The organism is Mesotoga sp. HF07.pep.5.2.highcov (assembly GCF_003666285.1).
Classification (GTDB): Bacteria; Thermotogota; Thermotogae; order Petrotogales; family Kosmotogaceae; genus Mesotoga; species Mesotoga prima.
Genome location: NZ_JFHJ01000245.1, coordinates 1 through 1,411, shown reverse-complemented (window position 1 = coordinate 1,411; position 1,411 = coordinate 1). Strand labels below are relative to the sequence as shown.

Annotated in this window: 1 protein-coding gene and 1 pseudogene; both read left to right on the top strand. The window is 44.4% G+C overall.

The window, feature by feature from the left end; all coding sequences use genetic code 11:
* Window positions 1–824 (top strand): acyltransferase (locus BG32_RS05040; RefSeq protein ID WP_121526495.1); only part of this gene is annotated, 824 nt, incomplete at its 5' end.
* Window positions 825–965: 141 nt separating this feature from the next.
* Window positions 966–1,411, top strand: a pseudogene (locus BG32_RS05035) (hypothetical protein); the annotation flags it as partial.

Sequence of the window (1,411 nt, the reverse complement as noted above, 5' to 3'; positions counted from 1 at the left end):
TCATGATTCCGTACTACACCATGGCTTTAGCAAATACCGCTATTTGGCTTATAGCAAGAGCAATAGTGCCGAGGCAAGAGATGAATTTCACTTTGGGGTCTGTGATAGCAAACATCTTAACTGTTAGGACGGCGGTTGGCATTATTCCTTTGAACATAATTCCTCTATGGTTTCTCCCCGCCGTCTTTGTCATGGAAATATACTACTCGCTTCTGAGAAGGCTTAGAATACTGATTGTTGGGATTACCATAGGTTTTGTTTCCATGTACTTTTTTTATGGATCGCTTCCATTCAAACTCGATGTAGCGCTGGCCGTCCTTCCTTATTTTGCGTTGGGTAAGTTTGTGAGATCCCGCGATCTTTTTTCAAAAAGGCTTTCATTTCTTTTCACCGCATTAGCCTGTAGCCTTTATGTAGTTACTTCTGCCTTTTGTAATGAAGTTTACCTGATGGAGGACTATTTCGGCACTTTGCCATTCCTCTACGTCATTGCTGCTATTATTGGAATAATCGCCGTTTCCGGACTCTCTCAGATTCTGCAGAAAAGCAAGGCTGTGAGGAATGTTCTGTCGCTATTTGGCAGGAGAACGCTTTTTGTTCTTGGCTACCACATCGCAGCGGGGTTTCTCGTTTATCCTCTCTTCGATCTGATTGGCGACCCAATAGAGATCATGGAAAGATTCTGGTTTGCTTACTGGATTATCAACATGGGTGTTCTTTATCTCATGATAAGATATATTCCAGAGCCAGTGATAACGGCCCTTTCAGGCAGTTTCCTCGCAAAATGGCAAAGAAATCCCGAAAGGTTTACACACGGTAAATGATCGGACGGCTTTTCCCGAGTGTCCCTACTGTTGCAGCTCGTATTCATAAAAAGCGTCGGTGGTTGTCAGTACTTGTTTGACCCGCTTACAATCGAAAAATGGTATTATCCTATTTGAAGGTATGTTACAGGAGGGATTCCTATGCTTTTTCTGCTGATAGTCGTGGCGATTTTGCTTGGCTATGTTGCATACAGGTTGATATTGAGAGAGGGAGGTATCTTTCTAGGTCCCTATGCAATCAAGTTTCGAAAGGAGCCGGGTCCTGAGGATTATCTGCGTCGCCTGAAGGAACTACAGCACCGCAATCAGGACTTCGAAAGCAGGCTTGTCCTCGGTGCTGCGACAAGCAAGTTTCCGGAGAATCTGGAGTTCTTCAAGCTTGCGATGGACAAAGTGTTTTCCGATCTAAGAGATGCTAAGAGCGAGAAGGAAGTGGAGGAAGTCTTTCTTCGAGGGGAAAGACTATTGAAGGAGTTTGGGGCTGCTTCTAGCACAAATTCCATAGGAGTTGTCACTGAGTATTCAAAGAGGCTTGTTCAAGCTCAGCAGGAGTTCTACTCTCTGAGAAAGGAAAGGGATATGGAGCT